Source organism: Plantibacter sp. CFBP 13570 (genome assembly GCF_014841395.1).
In the GTDB taxonomy this organism is placed as follows: domain Bacteria; phylum Actinomycetota; class Actinomycetes; order Actinomycetales; family Microbacteriaceae; genus Plantibacter; species Plantibacter auratus.
On sequence record NZ_JACYTW010000022.1, the window covers coordinates 15466 to 32571 of the forward strand.

The window sequence follows — 17106 nt, forward strand, 5'->3', positions numbered from 1 at the left end:
CCGGGCATCAGGCGACGGCCGGGACGAGCGCCTTCACCGAGGTGGTCCTCGCACGGGCGATCGCGAACGTCGTCGCGGCGAGCGATCCGAAAAGCCAGAGGACGAGGCCGACGACGCCGGCCGCTGCTCCCGCGTCGCCGATCGCGATCGCCTGCAGGCCACCGAGCGCCGGTGCGATCGGCAGGAAGGTGAGGATCTGGTCGAGCACCTGGGGAACCGTCGCGATGATCCCGGTCGCCAGGCCGATGATGGCGACGATCATCGAGATGAACCGTCCCGCACCGCCGAAGAGGGCGTTCAGTGCTTGGTTGGCGGCGGCGAACACGAGGCCCGCGAGCACGGCGACCCCGGCGAAGGCGAGCCAGCCACCCGCGTCGAGATCGAGCAGCGGTGCGGTGATGACGGCGACGAGCAGGCCCTGCAGCATTCCGATCGCCCCCGCCGGCACGAAGGCACCGAGTGCGAGCCGCAACGAGGACCGCGTGGACCCGAACGCTCGCGAGGGGACCGGCCGCAGCACGAGGAAGCTCGCGAGCGCACCCAGCCAGAGGGCGAGGACGGCGTAGAAGGGAGCGCTGTTCGTGCCGAAGGACACCGTCGCCGAATCGCCGGCCGAGACCGGGTCGGCGACGACGTCCGCGAGCGTCTGCCGGTCGGAGCTCGTGTAGGTCGGCAGGCTGTCGACCGCGCTCTGCAGACCGGACGCGAGCGACGTGATCCCGCCGGACAACGTTCCGGCGCCCGAAGCAAGCTGGTTCGACGCGTCGGCGAGCTGGGTCGTGCCGGTCGCCGACTGCGCGGCACCGTCGGCGAGGGCGGACGCACCCGTCTGCAACTGCGTTGTCCCGGAGGCGGCTTTGGACGCACCATCGGCGAGGCCTGCCGCTCCGGCCGCGATCTGCGCAGCCGCGGTGTTGATCTGCGCGATGCCGTCGACGAGTGTGGGCATGCCGGAGGAGAACTGCTTGGTCTTCGTCGCCAGGGAGGTGGTGCCGGGGTACCCGGTCGCGGTGTCGCCGTCGGTGAGGGCGGTGGCGGTGCCGAAGGTGGTGAGGATGTCCCTGCACAGCGTCGGGTCGATCGCCGTCAACGCTGCCGCTTTCACCGGGTCCAGGCAGCGAGCCGCCACGGACGTCGCTGCAGCCTTCGTCGCGTCGGCGACGCGGGAGGTTCCGATCGCCGCCTCGGCGAGCCCATTGGCTCCGCCGACCAGCCCCGGGTTATCCGTGCTCCCGTCACCCTGCGTCCCGGCGTACAGCGTCGCTGCTCCGTTCGCGAGCTGGCTCGCTCCGTCGCTCAGTTGCGACGCACCGGAGGACAGCTGCGTGGCGCCGTCGGCCAGCGCATCCACCCCGTCGCTCAGCTGCGTCGCACCCGACGACAACTGCGTCGCGCCCGCGGCCAGCTGCGTGGTGCCGTTCGCGAGTTGCTGTGCACCCTGCGCGAGCGAGAGTCCGCCCGTCGAGAGCTGCTTCGCACCGTCGGCGGCCTCACCGAGCTGGTCGTGGAGGGTGTTGAACCCGACGTAGACGTTCTCGAGGTAGGTGGTGGTGAGCTGTCGACCGAGGAGCGAGGCCGCGGTCTGCGTGATCGTCTGGGAGATGGCGTCGTCGACGAGCTTGCTGCGGTCGCTCGTCGTGACGTCGAGGCGGGCGCGCTCGGCGTCGGCGGCGTCGCCGGAGAACGAGGTCGCCGCCTTCGAGAAGTTCTCGGGGATCGTCACGACGGCCGTGTACGAACCGTCGGCGAGGCCCGCCTTCGCGTCGGACGCGTCGGTGATCACCCAGGTGTAGTTGGTCTTCTGGTCGCCGTCGACGAGGCCCGCGGAGAGCTGGCGTCCGAGCGGCACGGTCTGGCCGTTGACGGTCACCGGCTTGTCGTCGTTCACGATGGCGGCGGTCACCTGACCGAGTCGTTCCGCCGGGTTCCACAGCGCCCAGACGAGTCCGCCGGCGATGACGAGCGGCACAAGGATGAGGCCGATGATCGAGACGACCGTGATGCCCTTGCCGGAGCGGGCCCGTTCGAGGCGGTTCAGGATGGTGCTCATGCGTCGACCTTCGATTCAGCGATGACGGTGGGAGTTGAGGAGGTGGCGGCGCGGTCGACGTCGAGTACCTCCGGCGCCGCGGTCGGCAGGACGTCGGCGAGCGAGGTCGCGTCCGCGGTGCCGACGACGATCGTGAGCGGCCGACGTGTGCGTTCTGCGGCCCTGGTCGCCGTCAGCAGGCGCTCGTACAGTCCGCGTCTCGTGTCGTCGTCCGGCACGGTGTCGACGCCGTCGAGGACGATGACGGCGGGACGTTCGGCCAGCGCCGAGGCGAGCGTCCCGACGGGTTCGCCGTGGTCGAGACGGACGTACGCGACGCGGGACCGGACGGCCCCGGCGCGGACCGGCAGGACCAGACCGGCGACCTTGAGCCGACCGTGGTCGGGTTCGAGGCGACCGGCCAGCGTCAGCAGGAGGGCGGTGACCGAAACCGGGCGCGCGCCCTGCACCGCGAGCACGCCACCGACGGCGACCGTCGTGTCGACGTCCTCGTACAGCGGGCCGTCCGCGCCGGCCAGGGTGACCCCGGCGGCGGCGATGGCGACCTCGTCACCGTTGCGCCACTCGCGCAGCTCGAGTTCGCGCTGCAGCCCCTCACCCTCGACGTCGAAGGACGGCAGGATGCGGTCGAGCCACTTCGGCAGGTACCAGGCGTGGTCGCCGAGGAGCGCGAGCACCGCCGGCACGAGGGTCATGCGCACGATGAACGCGTCGACGAAGACGCCGACCGCGAGCCCGAGGGCGATGGGTTTGATGTTCGTGTCGCCCTCCGGCACGAAGGCGGCGAAGACCGCGAACATGATGACGGCGGCGGCGGTGACGACCTTCGCCGAGCCGAGGAAGCCGGTCTCGACGGATCGCCTCGCGAGTCCCGAATGGACGAAGTCCTCGCGCATCCGGGAGACGAGGAAGACCTCGTAGTCCATCGCGAGTCCGAACAGGACACCCATGAGGATGATCGGCATGAAGCTGATCACCGGACCGGTCCTCGCGACGTGGAGGGCCTCGGCGAATACGCCGTGCTCGAAGACGAGGGCCACGACGCCGAACGACGCGGCGACCGACAGCAGGTAGCCGAGGGTCGCCTTGATCGGCACCCAGATGGAGCGGAAGACCATCGTCAGGAGCACGAGCGACAGGCCGACGACGATCAGGCCGAAGGGGAGGAGGGCGCCGCCGAGGCGGTCGGAGATGTCGATCCCGATGGCCGTGAACCCGGTGACCTGGAGGTCGACGTCGTACTCGTCCTGGAAGTACTGGTGCAGTCCTCGGATCTCGGCGACGAGGTCCTTCGTCGCCTGGGAGTCGGGACTGCCGCTCGGGATGACCTGGATGATCCCGGTGTCGGCCGTCGCGTTGGGGGTGGCGAGCGGGACGGCGGCGACGCCGTCGAGTCCCTCGATCTCCTGCTTGAGGTCGGCCATGAGTCCGAGCGGGTCGGTACTGCCGACGATGCCGCCGGTGACGATGAGCGGCCCGTTGAAGCCCTCACCGAAGTGCTCGGAGACGAGGTCGTATGTCGTGCGGGCTCCGTCGCCCTCCGGCAGGGAACCAGCGTCGGGGAGCGCGAGTCGGAGTGACAGGGCGGGGATGGCGAGGGCGCCCAGGACGGCGACGACGGCGACGATCGTGACGATGGGGAGTCGCGTGACGCCGCGCACCCAGCCGAGGAAGAAGCGGTTGGGGTGCCCTTCGACAGGCTCAGGGACCGCGTTGTGGTGCTCAGGGACCGCGTTGTGGGGCTCAGGGACCGCGTTGTGGTGCTTAGGGGCCGCGGTACGGGGCTCAGGGACCGGGCTGTGGTGCTCAGGGACCGCGTCCTGTGGGCCGTCGACCGGCTCAGCAGCAGCACCCCGGGCCGCCGCGCGCTTCCTGGCCCGCCTCGCCTTGGGCCGGAGGCGCTCGCCGGCAAAGCCGAGCATGGCCGGGATGAGGGTGAGCGAGATGACCACGGCGATCGCGACGCCGACCGCCGCGGCGACACCCATCGTCGTGAGGAACGGGATGTTCGCGACCGCGAGCCCGAGGAGGGCGATGATGACCGTGAGGCCCGCGAAGATGACGGCGGAACCGGCCGTCGCGGTCGCGCGGGCGGCTGATTCGGCAGGGTCGAGCCCGCTGCGCAGGCCGTCCTGGTGTCTTGAGATGATGAACAGCGCGTAGTCGATGCCGACGGCCAGGCCGAGCATGAGCGCGAGCATCGGCGTCGTGGAGGAGATCGGCCCGAAGACCGTCGCCACGAAGATGAGCGCCATCGAGATGCCGACCCCGAGCAGTGCGGTGATGAGCGGCATGCCCGCGGCGAGGAAGGAGCCGAAGGTGAGGATGAGGACGACGAGCGCGACGACCACGCCGACGAGCTCGATGACACTCAGCGTCGGCAGGCTGTTGCTGAAGAGTTGCCCGCCGAGGGACGACTCGGCTCCGGCCGGGAGCGCCTTCGCGAGGCTTGTCTCCGCGTCCTCGACGTCGCTGATCGTGGCCGCGGTGATGTCGGTCTGCGCCCCGTCGAACTGGATCGAGATCAGCGCCGCCCGCTGATCCTCCGAGACCGCTCCCGTCACGTTCTCGTCGAAGGGGGAGACCGCCTGCTCGACCTGCCCGATGTCGCCCAGGGCGGTGACGGCGTCGTCGATCGCCGACCGGACCCCGGCGTCCTTGACGGTGTCGCCCTTCGGTGCGACGACGATGATCTGCGCCGAGGCGCCGGCCACCTGCGGGAAGGTGTGGTCGAGCGAGTCGAGCGCCTCCTGCGACTCCGTGCCGGGGATGGAGAAGGCGTTGTCGGTTCCCTGGTTGAAGAGCAGCGCGCCGCCACCCGCGAGGGCGAGCACGGCGATCCAGAGGATCAGCACGAGCTTGCGGGCGCCGAACGCCCAGCGGCCGAGGGTGTAGAGCAGTGAGGACACGCGTCGCTCCTAGGGAGGTCGGCGCTGCTTGCAGGCGAGCCGACGGAGAAATTCGAACAGGATCGATACAGCGGTGTATCCGATACACGACTGTATTGGATACAGTGGTGTATCGGCAAGAAGTCGGTCGAGCTGTCAGTAAGGTGTCAGGATGCGCGTGCACGAAGCGGTCGAGTCCCCGAGCGACGAGGCACCCGTCGAGTCCGCGCGTCGGCAGCGGACGCGCGAGCGGCTGGTCGACGCCGCCTACGAGGTCTTCGCCGAGTTCGGTGTGCACGCGGCGTCGGTCGAGCAGATCAGTGAGCGCGCGGGCTTCACGCGCGGTGCTTTCTACTCCAACTTCGATTCGAAGGAGGAGCTGTTCTTCGCCCTCGAGTCACGCGAGAACCAGCTCCGACTCGATCGTCTGGAGGCCGGACTGCAGGCGGTCAGCCCGTCGCTCCTCGATGCAGCGGGCCGCTACACCGAGGGCTCGCTCGAGGCACTGATCCGTGCCTTCCTCGAGCTCCAGCCGGACGACCGCCGCTGGTGTCTCGTGCAGTCGGAGTTCCGGATGCTGGCGATGCGCGACGCCGACGTCGCAGCCCGCTACCTCCAGCACCAGGAGAGCGCGGGCCGACAGCTCGCCGCGTGGCTCGACCAGGCTGCCGGACTCGCACACGTCCGGTTCACGATCCCGACGCCTGACATCGCGAACATCGTCGTCGCCCTCTACGAGTCGGCCATCCAGACGGCTGTGCTCATGGACCCGGACGGCGATGAGGGCTCACCGCGCGAGCTCGCGATGCGCACGCTCCCGGCCATCGTCCGCGCCCTGACCGAGTCGGTCACCGACTGACGTCAGGCGGACTCGCCGGATCGATCCGGCTGCAGCGCCTGGGCCAGCATGACGATGATGCCGCTCGGCCCGCGCACGTAGCTGAGCTTGTAGACGCCCTGATAATCCGCGACCCCGCGGAGCGGGTGGCAGCCGTGTCTGGCGGCGATCGCCAGCGCCTCGTCGATGTCGTCGACGGCGAACGCGACGCGGTGCATGCCGATCTCGTTCGGCAGCGTGGGTTCCGTCTCGATCGCCGCCGGGTGGAGGTACTCGAAGAGTTCGAGGCGTCCGTGACCGTCCGGCGTCTGCAACATCGCGATCCTGGCGTGATTGCCGTCGAGGCCCACGGCCGTGTCGGCCCACTCGCCGCTCACCGTGTCGCGGCCGAGTACGGTGAGGCCGAGGTCGGTGAAGAAGGCGATCGTCGCCTCGAGGTCGCGGACCGCGATCCCGACGTTCTCGAGTCTGATGTCCATGGGCTGCACGCTACCCGGCCGCGCGGGCCCGATCCAGGGTCTCCTGGAACGGGCCCGCGTCGGAGCAGTCCGGCGGCGGCTCCGACTCAGCCGCTGAGGGCCGAGGTCGGTGGCGTCCTGGCTGCTCGGATCGCCGGGTAGAGGCCGGCGATCGCCCCGATCACCAGGGTCGCGCCGACGCCCGCGAGCAGCACCTCCGCCGGTACGGCGGTCGGCCAGTCGTTCACCGCGGCGACGACGCTCGTCACGCCCGTACCGATGAGCGCACCCGCGACCCCGCCGAGGGCCGAGAGGAGGAGCGCCTCGGTCAGGAACTGGGACCGGATGTGGCCCCGTGTGGCCCCGAGGGCGCGACGGAGGCCGATCTCGCGTCGGCGTTCCAGGACCGAGATGACCATCGTGTTCGCCACCCCGATGCCGCCGACGAGCAGGGCGACGGAACCGAGTCCGAGGAGGAGACCGGTGAAGGCCTGGTCGGCAGCCTGCTTGGCGGCGAGGGCGTCCGAGGGCCGGGACACCTCGACCTCCTCGGGTGCCGCCGGGTTGACGGTGCGGGGGAGGAGCGCCCGGACGTCGCCGACGCGCTCGTCCGTCGACCGTTCGTACACCATCGTGGGTTTGCCGTCGTAGCCGAAGCGTTCTGCGGCGACGGCCTCGCCGATCATCGCGCTCGTGTCGAGCTCGGGCGCGAGGTCGATCGGGTCCAGGATGCCGACGACGGTGAACGGCTGCTCGCCCACCTGGATGACCGAGCCGACGGTGGCGACGCCGAGTCGCTCGGCGGCCTTCGACCCCAGTACGACGGTGGGATAGCCGCTCGTCGCCGGGTTCAGCCAGTCGCCGGCCGCCAGGGTGCCGCCGACGACGTCGAGCAGTCCCTCCGTCACGGCCGTCACGGCGAGACCGCCGCTCTGGGCCCGGTCGATGAAGCTGCTCCGGTACACGAAGGCGCCGTCGATGGTCGCAGCGCCGCCGACCTGTTCCACACCGTCGATGAGTCCGACTTTGCCGACGGTGCTCTCCGGGAGGGCTGCGTCCTGGCCGAAGAGGCTCTTGCCCGCCTGCACGGTCAGGAGGTTCGTCCCGAGCTCTGAGAGCTGCGCCTGCAGTTTCGCCTGGCTGGACGAGGAGATGCCGACGACGGCGATCATCGCGGCGATCCCGATCGCGATCCCCAGGGCCGACAGCACCGCGCGCGTCGGGCGGGCGCGGAGCCCGGTGGTCCCGAGCCGGAGGATGTCGCGACCGAGCAGTCGTGATCGACGGTCGTCCTCGGTGCCTCCGTTGCGGTCGCTCATGCCGCCCTCCCTGAATCGTCGACGATGCGGCCGTCGCGGATCGCCACCTGACGGGGCAGTCGGGCTGCGAGTTCGGCGTCGTGGGTGATCACGACGATGGTCGTCCCGCCACGGTGGAGCTCGTGCAGCAGCTCCACGATGCTCGCGCCGGAGACGGAGTCGAGGTTGCCCGTCGGCTCGTCGGCGAGCAGCAGGGGCGGGTCTCCGACGACCGCGCGCGCGATGGCGACGCGCTGCCGCTCACCGCCCGAGAGCTGCGAGGGTCGATGGTCGAGACGGTGGCCGAGTCCGACGCGTTCGAGGGCGAGGTGCGCCCGTCGTCGGCGCTCGGCCCGCGGTACTCCGGCGTAGATGAGGCCGTCGGCGACGTTGTCCACCGTGGTCACGCCGTCGGCGAGGTGGAACTGCTGGAAGACGAAGCCGATGCGGTAGGCGCGCAGGGCCGACAACTTCGCGTCCGAGAGGCGTCCGACGTCCGAGCCCGCGATGCGGGCGGTCCCACCGGTCGGTCGGTCGAGGGTCCCGATGAGGTTGAGCATCGTGGACTTCCCCGATCCGCTGGGCCCCACGATGGCGACGAACTCGCCCTCCTCGACGGTGAGGTCGACACCCGCGAGTGCGAGCGTGGGTGGCTCGCCGTACTCCCGGGTGACCCCGTCGAGGTGGATGATCGGTGGTCCGGCCGGCTGCGTGAGTGCGGCTGCCGATGCCGTCGTGGTGTCCGTCATGAGACCGGCACCACGACGTCGAGACCTTCGCGGATGCCGTCGCCCGAGACCTCGACGCGACCGTCGGCGAACAGGCCCGTCGTGACGGGGACCTGCCGGTGCTTCCCCTTCCCGTCGACGACCTCGACGCCGAAGCGCTCGTCGTCGATCGCGATGAGCGCTTGGACCGGGACGGAGAGGACGTTCTCGCGTCGTTCCGTCGGGAAGCCGACCGTCACGGTCGCGCGCTGCAGCTCGGCTGCCGCCGCCGGGTCGTCCAGGGTGATCCCGACGGGGATCGTGACCTTCTTCTGCCCGTCCGCATCCGATTCGGTCGGGACGCCGACATCGGTGACCGTGCCGGTCGTCCGCTGTCCGCCGGGGAGGTTGACGTCGACCTTCGTCCCGACGACGCCGAGCCGCTGATCGGCGAGCTTCAGCGGGACGTCGATGCGCTTCACGAGGGACGAGACGGTGACGATCTTGTCCGAGGCGGTGGTGCCGACCGCGGCGTCGACCGATGCGATCCGTACGTCGCCCGGCATGAAGACGACCGATCCGAGCTCCAGGCGTCCGGTCTCCTCGACGCCGAGGGCTTTCTGCCACCGCTCGATGGCGCGTTCGGTCGACGCGGCGAACTCGCCGTCCGGTTCGCGGTCGAAGTACCCGAGCGCCGCGAGGCTCTGTTCGAGCTGCTGGACGTCCGGTCCGTCGGTCATACCGGACTCGAACGCCCGCCAGGTCGGGAGCGGTCCGTGGAGGAGCGTGACCGGGACGTTGTCGAGGGCGTAGAGGGTGCCGCCGAGCGAGACCGTGCTGCCGGGGGCGGGCACCGCCGTGACGATCCCGGCTCCACCGCCGATGGTGCGCTGGTCCGCGTAGTCGAGGGTGCCGCTCGCCTGCGTCGTGCCCGCGAGGTCGCCGGCGGTGATCGGTGCGGTGCCGGTGCGGATGCTGCTGACCGGCTCTTCCTGGTTCGTCCCCTGCGTCGGTGCCAGCGTGACCGCCGCGGCGGCGCCGCCTGCAAGCAGGACGGCGCCGACGCAGACGGCCACGACGACCCCTCGTCGTCGGTTGCTCATCGGTCGGTGGAGCCGAGCGGCGCGCTCGAGTCGGACGAGAGACCGCAGGCTTCCATCACCTCTTCCGTGACGTCGGAGGGGATCTGCATGGCCTGCCCTTCCACCGGGTCGGCCATCTCGTATCCCTGTTCGCGGAAGCACTCGGCCATCTCGAGCTGCTGCTCGAAGGCGTCGGCGACCGCGGGGTTTCCTCCGGCGGGTACCGGAGGCGTCCCGAGACGGTCGATGCAGGTCGCGGAGGCGTCCTGGAAGGCATCCTGGTCTCCGTCGCCGAGGGTCACGGACGCACCGCCAGAGCCGTTCTGCTCGGGGTCGGGCATGTCGACCCCCTCATCGCGCATGCATGAGGCGAAGGCGACCTGCCAGTCGTCGAACGACTGCACAGCCTTCGGGGTCTTGCTGCTCGAGTCGGGCGAGCCCGAGCTGCAGGCCGCCAACGATCCGATGAGGAACGGGATCGCGATGAGGGCGGCGAGTCTGCCGGCCGGACGGCGGACGGAACGGGTGATGGTGATGTCGGACATCTGCTCTCCTCAGTGGGTGGGGCTGACTGGTGACGACCAGTCCACTCGGCGACGCGTTGTCGGGGCGTCAAGGAAAACGTTGACGTTCTCTGAACGTCTCGAACGGCACGATAGATAACCGACACTCGGGGGTTGCTCGATCGGCGTCCGTACGATCCCGGTGTCATCACACCCCATCGAGAGGAACATCATGCGCGTCCTGGTTGCCGAGGACGAGGTCTATCTGGCCGAGGCGATCCGAGCCGGTCTCCGACAGGAGGCCATCGCCGCGGATCTCGTCCACGATGGCGACGCAGCCCTCGAGGCGCTCACGATCAACGACTACGACGTCCTGCTCCTCGACCGCGACCTGCCGGGCACCCACGGCGACGAGGTGTGCCGAACGGTGGTCGCCGAGCATCCCGGTGTCCGCGTCATGATGCTGACGGCGGCACGTCGACTCGACGACACCGTGTCCGGCCTCGGCCTCGGCGCCGACGACTACCTGGTGAAGCCGTTCGAGTTCCCGGAGCTCGTGGCCAGGCTCCGCGCGCTCGCCCGGCGCACGGCGGAGTCGCGCCCTCCGGTCCTCGAGCGTGCCGGAGTGCGAGTCGACCCGTTCCGGCGGGAGGTCTTCCGCGACGGCGTGTACGTGAAGCTGTCACGGAAGGAGTTCGCGGTCCTCGAGCAGCTGCTGCTCGCCGACGGCGGGGTCGTGAGCGCCGAGACCCTCCTCGAGAAGGCCTGGGACGAGAACGTCGATCCGTTCACGAACACCATCCGCGTGACCATCTCGAACCTCCGCCGACGCCTCGGCTCGCCGTGGGTGATCACGACCGTCCCGGGGGCGGGCTACCGGATCGAGGGCGACTGATGCCGCGTTCCGACGCAGCGGGGTTGCTCAGCCGCCCGAACCGCTTGACGGTGCGTCTGCGTTTGACGCTCACGTACGCGCTGCTGTTCACCGTCGCCGGCTCGATCATGCTCGCGCTCATCTACGCCTTCATGCGGTACGTCCCGACGTACGCGATCACCGCGGTGCGGGCCGACGAGGCCATGGACGGCGCGACCCGTTGGCGGGCGACCGCGCCGGCTGAGGTCGCCGGGGCGGCCACCTACCAGCCGGCCGAGGGGCTGACCTCGGCGAACGGTACTGCGGCCCTCGTCGTCTCGGACCAGAGCGACATCCTGAACACGCTCCTCGTCTGGTCGCTCATCGTGCTCGCCGTCCTCGCGGCGGCGAGCGCGTGGGGTGGCTGGATCCTGTCGGGCCGGCTGCTGCGCCCGCTGCACGCGATCAACGTGGCCGCGCAGCGGGCGGCGACGGGATCCTTCGACCATCGGGTCGCCCTCGCCGGCCCGCGGGACGAGATCACCGACCTCTCCGACACCTTCGACCACATGCTCGAGCGGCTCGACCGGTCCTTCCGCGCCCACCAACGGTTCGCGGCGAACGCCTCGCACGAGCTGCGGACCCCGCTCGCGACGACCCAGGCGATGCTCGACGTCGCCGCGACCAGCGACGACCTCGACGACGACACCGTCAGGGGACTCATCGCCCGCCTCCGTGAGACGAACACGCGCAGCATCCAGACCGTCGAGGCCGTGCTCGACCTCGCCGACCTCGAGCAGTCGGAGCTGCGGGGTGAGAACGTGGCACTCGGAGAGGTGGCTTCCGAGGCCTGCGTCGCCGCAGCCTCCGCGGCTCGAGCGCGCGGGATCGACTGCACGGCCGAGGTGCAGGACCTCGCGGTCTGGGGCGACGAGGCCATGCTGCACCAGCTGTGCGGGAACCTCCTGCAGAACGCCGTCCGGCACAACGTCGACGGTGGCTTCGTGCGGGTCTCGGTGCGCCGGTCGGGCGGTCCGGCGGGCGGAGCGGTGGTCCTCCGGGTCGAGAACTCCGGGGAGTCGATCCCGGTGGACGTGGTCGCGAGGCTCACCGAACCGTTCTACCGCGCCGGCGGCCGGGTCGCGCGGGGTCCGGAGCGGTCACGCGGGCTCGGACTCGCCATCGTGGAGAGCATCGCCGAGGTGCACGGGGCTGCGCTCGATCTCGCCGCGCGGTCGGAGGGTGGGCTGGTGGTGACCGTCACGTTCCCGCCGAGCGGCCCGGACGCCGGCACCGAGGCGTCAGCTCAGCGCGACGTGGCGACGCGCTCGCCGCGGGCCCACACGAAGAAACCGGCGAGGGTGAACGCCCCGTAGAACAGGTACATCGACGCCGAGACCCAGTACCCGGCGCCGAACAGGAGCGGTACGCCGACGAGGTCGACCGCGACCCAGATGAGCCAGAACTCCACCCAGCGTTTCGCCATCCCCCAGGTCGCGAGCAGGGAGCCCATGAAGATCCACGCGTCGGCCCAGACCGGCTCGTAGGAACCGAGTGCCCGGAACACGGGGATCAGGAGCAGCGTGCCGCCGAGCAGGAGGCCGACGAGGACGAGCCGCACCCGCCAGCCGGCCCAGCGGGGCCGGATCACGGCGACCGGACCGGTCGTCGCTTCGACCCGCTCGACCCGACGCCACTGCACCCAGCCGTAGATCGACACGACGATGAACATGAGCTGGCGGCCCGCCTGCCCCAGGAGGTTGGTCGGGTTCGGCGTGTGGAAGACCGCGCCGAGGAAGACGGTCAGGAGGAGCGCGTTGCCGATGATGCCGACGGGCCAGGCCCAGGCGCGGCGACGCATGCCGCCGAGGGCGCTCGCCAGGCCGAACAGGTTGCCGACGACCTCCCGCCAGAGGACCACCTGGTCGCCGACCCTGAACGTCGCGTCGAAGAGCCAGAGGAGGATCCCCACTGCAGTGCTCCGATCGGGTCCGTGGCCAGATGATGCGCGGTCACGCGACCGACGGTCCACCGTACAACGTACAGAGCCGCCTCCCGATCGGGAGGCGGCTCTGTGACGATCTGCGGCTCAGGAAGTCTTTCGTGGGCACTTCGACAAGCTCAGTGACCGGGAGGAGCGTGTGGCTCAGTGACCGGGAGGAGTGTGTGGCTCAGTGACCGGGCGAGGTGTCCGCGGAATGTTCCGGTCCCTGAGCCTGTCGAAGGGCGGTCGGCGCTTCGACAGGCTCTGTGACGTTCCGCTGGTCGACAGCGTTCGCCGGCTAGCTCGCGGCGGGCAGTCCTCCACCGGCGGCGATGACCTGCTCGAGGAAGGCGTCGGTGGCCTCGGCCTGCTTGCGCATGACGCGCTCGGCCTCCTCGGCGCTACGTGCCTCGGCGGCCGCGACCAGCCCGGTGACGTACGCGGCGAAGATGTCCCACTGGAAGAAGTCGATCGTCGGCAGCGAGGTGTAGGTCACCCGGGTGTTCATCTGACGGGCGACCTGCTGCAGCAGCGAGTTGCCCGAACGCTCGACCATGAAGTCGGCGAAGGCGGAGGACGACCGGAGGACGTGCTTGTCACGCGCTTCGATGTCCGCGAGCACGGCGTCGCCGAGTTCGCGGAACGCCGCGACGTCCTCGTCGGTGAACTGCGGGATGCTCCACCGCGCGCTGAGCTCGTGGAAGCCGTTCAGGAGGCGCAGTGCTTCGGCGTACTGCTCGGCGGTGGGCTTCGCGACGCGGGTGTACCGCTGCGGTGCGGTCTCGACCAGTCCGATGTCGGCGAGCTTGCTGATCGCTTCGCGGATCGGGGTCCTCGAGACGCCGAGCCACTTCTCGAGCTCTTCGTCGTTGAGGCGCTCGCCGGGCTCGAGGGTGCCGTCTTCGATCGCCGTCAGGAGCTGCTCGAAGACGATGTCGCGCAGGAGCTTCCGAGGGCTCGTCTCGACGGTTTTGGGAACAGGCATGGGACTCCGATCGTCGAGCTGGGATATGACCAGTTCAGAATACCGATATCCAAGGTGTGTTGGATAGTTTTGTGCCTCATGTGTTGGTGAACATGCCGGATGCACAGGTGCAGCCGGGTGCGCCGAGCCTTGATATCCTGGCGCGCACGGCGTACCTCGGAGCGGCAGGAAGGTGGGACGCATGTCGGCAGATTCGACGGCCAGCAGGCCCCGCCATCGGCGGATCCATCTCTTCCAGACGCTCGGGGCGCTGCTGGGTGGCGTGACGCGGGTGACCGTGCCCGTCCTCGAGGATGCCGACCGAGCGGCGCTCGTCGCCGAGCTGGACGAGGTGTCGCGAGTGATCGGCTTGCAGGACCCGGTCGCCTACGCCGAGCTCTCGTGGCCGCTCATGGACCATCTCGTCGCCCTCTGCCCGAATCGCATCCTGGTCACGACCGCTCGCGACGCACTCGCGCTGCTGTCGCCGCAACTCGAGGTCACCGCCGACACCGACTGGCTCGATTGGCCGTCACTCGCGGTGGACTTCCCGATCCTCCGGGATGCGGTCGCGGAGGGGGACGCGATCGCTGCGGAACTGGCCGTGGAACGACTGTGGGGGATGGCCGCGACGCTTCCGTGAAGCATTCCAAATGCTGATATGCTGAAGTCGTCGCTTGCGACACCACTGCCGGAGACGCCGGTCAGGACATTCGGGTTCCTGACTTGAGCGCCCGGTGGTGAGTCGGGTGGGTGGGTTTCGGGTATCCGCCCACCCGGCGATCTGATCCTCTGGCGACGGAGCGGCCACCTCGATGCAGCTCACGCGTCGGCGCCGCGCTGGCCTCTCCTGACACAGCACAGCCCCCACACCGTCGGGCGCAGGGGCTGTGTGCAGGCGGGTCGCTCAGCCGATGACCGGACCGAACCGCTCCGGGAGGACGCTTTTGGAGACGCGGCGCAGTTCGGAGACCGGGATGGTCAGGACGTCCTGGATCTCGAGGGCGGGCTCCGTCGCGTCGCCCACGGCGGAGGCGTCGGTCACGCCGATGCGCAGCACCGGGTAGCCGCGGCCCTCGCACAGGCCCTGGAACTTGACGTCGTCCTCGCGCGGCACGGACACGATGACGCGACCGGTCGACTCGGAGAAGAGCGCGGTCGTGAGGTCGACGCCGTCGCGGCTGAGCAGCTCACCGAGGAAGACCCGGGCACCGACACCGAAGCGCATGACGCTCTCCGCGAGCGCCTGAGCGAGACCACCGTCGGAGAGGTCGTGGGCGGAGGACACGAGGCCCTCCTTGGCAGCGGCGTGCAGCAGCTCGGCCAGCGTCTTCTCGCCGGCGAGGTCGACCTTCGGCGGCAGGCCACCGAGGTGGTCGTGGATCGTCCCGGCCCAGGCGGAGCCGTCGAGCTCGAGCGACGTGGTGCCGAGGAGGTAGAGGTTGTCGCCCTCGTCCTGCCATCCGCTCGGGATGCGGCGCGCGACGTCGTCGATCACGCCGAGGACGCCGACGACGGGCGTCGGGAAGATCGGGACGTCGCCCGTCTGGTTGTAGAACGACACGTTGCCGCCGGTGACCGGCACGCCGAGCTCGAGGCAGGCGTCCGACAGGCCGGCGACGGCCTCGGAGAACTGCCACATGACCTCGGGGTTCTCCGGCGAGCCGAAGTTCAGGCAGTCGGTGACGGCGGCCGGGACGGCACCGGTGACGGCGACGTTGCGGTAGGCCTCCGCGAGCGCGAGCTGCGCGCCCTGGCGCGGGTCGAGCTGGCAGTAGCGGCCGTTCGCGTCGGTCGCGATGGCGAAGCCGAGGCCGGACTCCTCGTCGACGCGGATCATGCCGCCGTCGTCGGGGAAGGACAGCGCCGTGTTGCCCATGACGTAGTAGTCGTACTGGTTGGTGATCCAGCTCTTGTCGGCGAGGTTCGCCGAGCCGAGGAGTGAGCGGAACTGCTGCTCCAGCTCGGCAGGGGCGTCCGTGCGGGGGAGGGCCGACGCGGAGTCGGCCTGCAGGGCGTCGATCCAGGTGGGGTAGGCGACCGGGCGCTCGTAGACCGGGCCGTCGACCGCGACGGTCGAGGGGTCGACGTTGACGATCTCCTCGCCGTGCCAGTTGATGACGAGGCGGCCGGTGTCGGTGACCTCACCGAGCACCGAGGTCTCGACGTCCCACTTGTCGGTGACGGCGAGGAAAGCGTCGAGCTTGCCCGGCTCGACGACCGCCATCATGCGCTCCTGCGACTCCGACATGAGGATCTCCTCGGGTGTCAGCGAAGGGTCGCGCAGCAGCACGTGCGACAGCTCGACGAACATGCCGCCGTCGCCGTTGGCCGCGAGCTCACTCGTGGCGCAGGAGATGCCGGCGGCACCGAGGTCCTGGATGCCCTCGACGAGGCTGTCGCGGTAGAGCTCGAGGCAGCACTCGATGAGCACCTTCTCGGCGAACGGGTCGCCGACCTGGACGGCCGGACGCTTCGTCGGGCCGTTCGCGTCGAAGGAGTCGGACGCGAGGATGGAGGCGCCACCGATGCCGTCGCCACCGGTGCGGGCACCGAAGAGGACGATCTTGTTGCCGACGCCCGAGGCGTTGGCGAGGCGGAGGTCCTCGTGACGCAGGACGCCGACCGACAGGGCGTTGACGAGCGGGTTGCCCTGGTACACCTTGTCGAAGTAGGTCTCGCCGCCGATGTTCGGCAGGCCCAGGCAGTTGCCGTAGGAGGAGATGCCGGCGGTGACGCCGTGCACGACCCGCGCGGTGTCGGGGTGGTCGATGTCGCCGAAGCGGAGCTGGTCCATGATGGCGACCGGTCGGGCGCCCATCGAGATGATGTCGCGGACGATGCCGCCGACGCCCGTGGCCGCACCCTGGAAGGGCTCGATGTAGGAGGGGTGGTTGTGGCTCTCGACCTTGAAGGTCACCGCCCAGCCCTCGCCGACGTCGATGACGCCGGCGTTCTCGCCCATGCCGACCATGAGGTTCTTCTTCATGTCGTCGGTGACCTTCTGGCCGAACTGGCGCAGGTAGATCTTGCTGGACTTGTAGGAGCAGTGCTCGCTCCACATGACCGAGTACATGGCGAGCTCGCCGCTCGTGGGACGACGGCCGAGGATCTCGCGGATCTTCGCGTACTCGTCGGCCTTCAGGCCGAGGGCGCCGTAGGGCTGCTCGCGGTCCGGTGTCGCGACGGCGTTCTCGACGGTGTCGGCGACGGCGGAGCTGGTGGGGGTGGTGGTCGTCACGAGGGCAGGACTCCAAAGGAAGTGGTGGGATGCCGGACCCACCAATCTTAGCGGCGCGCGGCGACGAACAGATCCTCGGATGGGCGTCGGAGGCCGACGCCGATTCGTCACGGTGCGGTGCCGGATTCGCGGTCTCTTCACGAGGTTCGAGATCGACCGTGACGATCGGTGCGATGGTTGCGTCCTATCACCAACGAAGCGATCAACCGCTCGCTCGAGACGAACCAGGAAGGGCAACAC

General features: G+C 69.8%; 14 protein-coding genes. 4 read left to right on the plus strand and 10 right to left on the minus strand.

Features of this window, described 5'->3' with window-relative positions:
• Positions 1-7: 7 nt before the first annotated feature.
• Together IFT89_RS09485 and IFT89_RS09490 are read right to left on the minus strand one after the other, a co-directional pair.
• Complete coding sequence (locus tag IFT89_RS09485; protein ID WP_202938814.1) at positions 8-2050, minus strand: YhgE/Pip family protein; 2043 nt, start codon at positions 2048-2050, stop codon at positions 8-10.
• A complete protein-coding gene (locus IFT89_RS09490; protein ID WP_202938815.1) occupies positions 2047-4959 on the minus strand; it encodes an MMPL family transporter in 2913 nt (970 codons plus the stop codon). The genes IFT89_RS09485 and IFT89_RS09490 overlap by 4 nt, the downstream gene beginning before the upstream one ends.
• Before the next feature lie 151 nt (positions 4960-5110).
• Here IFT89_RS09490 and IFT89_RS09495 point away from each other — a divergent pair, with 151 nt between their 5' ends.
• On the plus strand, positions 5111-5797 hold the full coding sequence (locus tag IFT89_RS09495) for a TetR/AcrR family transcriptional regulator (protein ID WP_124768631.1): 687 nt from the start codon (positions 5111-5113) through the stop codon (positions 5795-5797).
• A 2-nt stretch (positions 5798-5799) separates the two neighbouring features.
• On the opposite strand, the gene IFT89_RS09500 is transcribed toward IFT89_RS09495, so the two are convergent.
• The 5 genes from IFT89_RS09500 to IFT89_RS09520 form a co-directional block, all read right to left on the minus strand.
• The gene (locus tag IFT89_RS09500) at positions 5800-6255 is read right to left on the minus strand and encodes a VOC family protein (protein WP_202938816.1); all 456 of its coding nucleotides are present in this window, start codon (positions 6253-6255) and stop codon (positions 5800-5802) included.
• A gap of 86 nt (positions 6256-6341) precedes the next feature.
• Positions 6342-7553: an ABC transporter permease gene (locus tag IFT89_RS09505; protein WP_202938817.1), complete on the minus strand. Its 1212-nt coding sequence runs from the start codon at positions 7551-7553 to the stop codon at positions 6342-6344.
• Positions 7550-8281, minus strand: a complete 732-nt coding sequence (locus IFT89_RS09510) for an ABC transporter ATP-binding protein (RefSeq protein WP_202938818.1) — start codon at positions 8279-8281, stop codon at positions 7550-7552. Before IFT89_RS09510 ends, IFT89_RS09505 begins: the two co-directional genes overlap by 4 nt.
• Positions 8278-9342, minus strand: a complete 1065-nt coding sequence (locus IFT89_RS09515) for a peptidoglycan-binding protein (protein ID WP_202938819.1) — start codon at positions 9340-9342, stop codon at positions 8278-8280. The genes IFT89_RS09510 and IFT89_RS09515 overlap by 4 nt, the downstream gene beginning before the upstream one ends.
• A complete protein-coding gene (locus tag IFT89_RS09520) occupies positions 9339-9866 on the minus strand; it encodes a hypothetical protein (RefSeq protein WP_202938820.1) in 528 nt (175 codons plus the stop codon). The genes IFT89_RS09515 and IFT89_RS09520 overlap by 4 nt, the downstream gene beginning before the upstream one ends.
• A gap of 190 nt (positions 9867-10056) precedes the next feature.
• Here IFT89_RS09520 and IFT89_RS09525 point away from each other — a divergent pair, with 190 nt between their 5' ends.
• Together IFT89_RS09525 and IFT89_RS09530 are read left to right on the plus strand one after the other, a co-directional pair.
• Positions 10057-10719, plus strand: a complete 663-nt coding sequence (locus tag IFT89_RS09525; protein ID WP_202938821.1) for a response regulator transcription factor — start codon at positions 10057-10059, stop codon at positions 10717-10719.
• Positions 10719-12053 carry a sensor histidine kinase gene (locus tag IFT89_RS09530; protein WP_202938822.1) on the plus strand — a complete coding sequence of 445 codons (1335 nt, stop codon included), beginning with the start codon at positions 10719-10721 and terminating at the stop codon, positions 12051-12053. Before IFT89_RS09525 ends, IFT89_RS09530 begins: the two co-directional genes overlap by 1 nt.
• Here IFT89_RS09530 and pnuC read toward each other — a convergent pair.
• Together pnuC and IFT89_RS09540 are read right to left on the minus strand one after the other, a co-directional pair.
• Entirely contained in the window at positions 11984-12649 is a 666-nt protein-coding gene (gene pnuC, locus IFT89_RS09535; protein ID WP_079705035.1) for a nicotinamide riboside transporter PnuC, read from the minus strand. The two genes, IFT89_RS09530 and pnuC, sit on opposite strands and share 70 nt — an antisense overlap.
• A 310-nt stretch (positions 12650-12959) precedes the next feature.
• The gene (locus IFT89_RS09540; RefSeq protein WP_124768636.1) at positions 12960-13646 is read right to left on the minus strand and encodes a GntR family transcriptional regulator; all 687 of its coding nucleotides are present in this window, start codon (positions 13644-13646) and stop codon (positions 12960-12962) included.
• A gap of 181 nt (positions 13647-13827) precedes the next feature.
• Here IFT89_RS09540 and IFT89_RS09545 point away from each other — a divergent pair, with 181 nt between their 5' ends.
• Positions 13828-14268 (plus strand): FCD domain-containing protein, encoded by a 441-nt coding sequence (locus IFT89_RS09545; protein WP_079705036.1) that lies wholly within the window; start codon positions 13828-13830, stop codon positions 14266-14268.
• A gap of 264 nt (positions 14269-14532) precedes the next feature.
• On the opposite strand, the gene purL is transcribed toward IFT89_RS09545, so the two are convergent.
• Entirely contained in the window at positions 14533-16866 is a 2334-nt protein-coding gene (purL, locus tag IFT89_RS09550; RefSeq protein WP_079705037.1) for a phosphoribosylformylglycinamidine synthase subunit PurL, read from the minus strand.
• Positions 16867-17106: the final 240 nt, after the last annotated feature.